General features: G+C 46.9%; 2 protein-coding genes. One reads left to right on the top strand and one right to left on the bottom strand.

Translation table 11 applies throughout. The annotated features are described in order from the left end of the window. Window positions 1–5: 5 nt before the first annotated feature. Window positions 6–1,226 carry a replication protein RepA gene (locus Q8O96_RS31040; RefSeq protein WP_305950122.1) on the bottom strand — a complete coding sequence of 407 codons (1,221 nt, stop codon included), beginning with the start codon at window positions 1,224–1,226 and terminating at the stop codon, window positions 6–8. Window positions 1,227–1,655: 429 nt separating this feature from the next. Between Q8O96_RS31040 and Q8O96_RS31035 the strand changes: the two genes are divergently transcribed. Beyond that, window positions 1,656–2,294 (top strand): recombinase family protein, encoded by a 639-nt coding sequence (locus Q8O96_RS31035; protein WP_305950121.1) that lies wholly within the window; start codon window positions 1,656–1,658, stop codon window positions 2,292–2,294. The last annotated feature ends 8 nt before the right edge of the window (window positions 2,295–2,302 follow it).

Below are 2,302 nucleotides of genomic sequence, written 5' to 3'. Positions count from 1 at the left end.
CGATACTAAAAAGGCAGAGACGGTTGTTTCGGCGTCTTTTCAGGTAGTACATGAGTCGGACTTGGGTAGAGAACTAGGCCATTACGAGAATTTGATACTTTTGCAGTAGGATAAATGGCGAGAACCTTTTTTAATTCTCTAAGAAACGCACGACGAAAGTCGCGTAATCCTTGATCGTCCTGGGCATAGCCTGATCCGAATTGACCTGTAAGCGACCACCAAGGAATAGTTGTTCTCTTACGCAAATAACTCATGCGATGGGTGAGCCACACATAAATATCAAGTGCCAATGGCGACTGGCGCAACACTTTCATAGCCCGCAAGTCTACTGGTACCGGGTGTTCAAGACACTCTGTGAAAAATGGCTTTGATAGTAGTAGTCGCGATTGCCATTTACCAGCTTCTTCCTCGGCCTGCGGTTTCCACCAAACCTCATCAGCCAATAAAACGTTTTGCAAAGCAAAACCGTCTTTTCCGTCGTAGTGGCAAGAAATCATAGAGCTGAAGAGTGTAGTCATTGCATGTTTCAGGCGGGTAATGTCTCCTCGCTTTCCACCTGTGCTGTGCAGACCCAATTCTTGTAAATAGTCAGCTAAAGTATTACCTAAAAAAAGCACTGGATCTTTTTTCTTCACAACCTCCGTTGCGACCCAAGTTAGTAGTAAACGGGGGAGGGTGCCGTAAGGTAGCCCTTCAGGGTGAGCCGTAAGCATGGTTAATGTAAAATCACCATTACGACGGACAAAGCGAAAATCATCTGTTTTACGATGCGGTAACGTAGCTATAGCTAGAGCCCGAGTCATGAACCCAAGATTGCCAGCGCTTTTAGCATCATCACTTTCGATTTGTAGGTGAGCTTCAATTAGATCACGAACTCGAGCGGGTAAGTCCTGGTTTCGATAATCCCATACTGGTCTGACTATTTTTTCAGCTCGGTTATTCTTTGTATCACTTTCACCACTGATTATCAGCTTAGAATTACGCTCATTTCTTAAAGCGAGAACACTAGATGCCAACTCAGTAGCTGATTGCGAATTTTCTAACGTTTGGGAAAGTAGATCGCCAGTTCTAGCAGCCCCATTTTTATTCGCAACCTCTTTAGTTAGAGCAGAAGTGCTACGTGACTGCTGTGCAACTGCAATAGCAGTTTCAACAGAAATTCCGTCCGCTATAAGTTTTTCCGCATATTCGCGTTGCGGTTTCGAGAGAAATTGAAGAAGACTCATATATTTATCGCCTAATCTTATATATCGTTATTCGTTAGCGATTGATATCTGACTTGACTCCTGAGCAGACCGGAGGCCATTAACTTGGCGAGTTTTAGATTTTTGTACGTAGTCCCGCATTAAATCACGAAGCACCTGCGCGGCTGGCCGGTGCTCAGATCCGGCTGCATCGTGAAATTCAGCCCGAAGTTCAGCTTCAAGACGAATCGTCATAGTTGTTTCTTTGCTCACGGCTATCTCCGAGTTTGCGGCCTTCGTCGGCACGATGTTATACCTGTGAGCACATTGTACTATCAATGTCATTACATGGTCAATTAGGGTGGACAATATGTTGATAGCCAATTTGGTTCTGCTATTGATTTATTGGCTAGCCATGAAACAATAGGTCATTTTGGGTATACCCAAAATAGCCAGAAAACAGGTATTGGTATGGATATTGCCCGAATCTACATGCGTGTAAGCACTAAGGCTCAAGACCTAGCGCGCCAGGAATCTTTAACTGCTGAAGCTCGAGCTGCTGGGTACTACATCGCTGGGGTCTATCGCGAAAAAGAATCAGGCGCCAAAGCCGACCGCCCGGAACTGCTGCGCATGATCGAAGATTTGCAGCCCGGTGATGTTGTAGTTGCAGAACGAATCGACCGAATATCTCGTCTGCCATTACCAGAGGCTGAGAAACTAGTCGCTTCAATTCGGGCAAAAGGCGCACGCCTATCGGTCCCAGGAGTTGTTGACCTATCTGAGCTAGCAGCCGAAGCAACAGGAGTAACAAGAGTGGTTCTAGAGTCTTGTCAGGACATGCTCTTGCGCGTTGCACTCCAAAGCGCCAGAGACGACTATGAGGACCGGCGTGAACGGCAACGCCAAGGTATCCAGATAGCGAAAGCTGCCGGCAGATACAAAGGCCGTCCCGAGGACAAAGCAACGCACCAACGCATCGTTGCGCTGCGCTCAAGCGGCTATAGCATCGCTGAAACCGCCAAGCTCGCAGAATGTAGTCAAAGCCAAGTGAAACGCATATCCGCGTTAGAGAAAACCGCAAAAACTACTGGGAGCACTTCACCTTGAGACACCTA

Origin of the sequence: Pseudomonas sp. LPH60 (assembly GCF_030718165.1) — a bacterium.
Taxonomy (GTDB): Bacteria; Pseudomonadota; Gammaproteobacteria; order Pseudomonadales; family Pseudomonadaceae; genus Aquipseudomonas; species Aquipseudomonas danubii.
The sequence above is the reverse complement of the archived record's forward strand: the minus strand, read 5'-3'. Positions and strand labels throughout refer to the sequence as shown.

Coding starts and splice junctions, on each gene's coding strand:
- Q8O96_RS31040 (WP_305950122.1), bottom strand. CDS start 1,226: ATGAGTCTTCTTCAATTTCTCTCGAAACCGCAACGCGAATATGCGGAA.
- Q8O96_RS31035 (WP_305950121.1), top strand. CDS start 1,656: ATGGATATTGCCCGAATCTACATGCGTGTAAGCACTAAGGCTCAAGAC.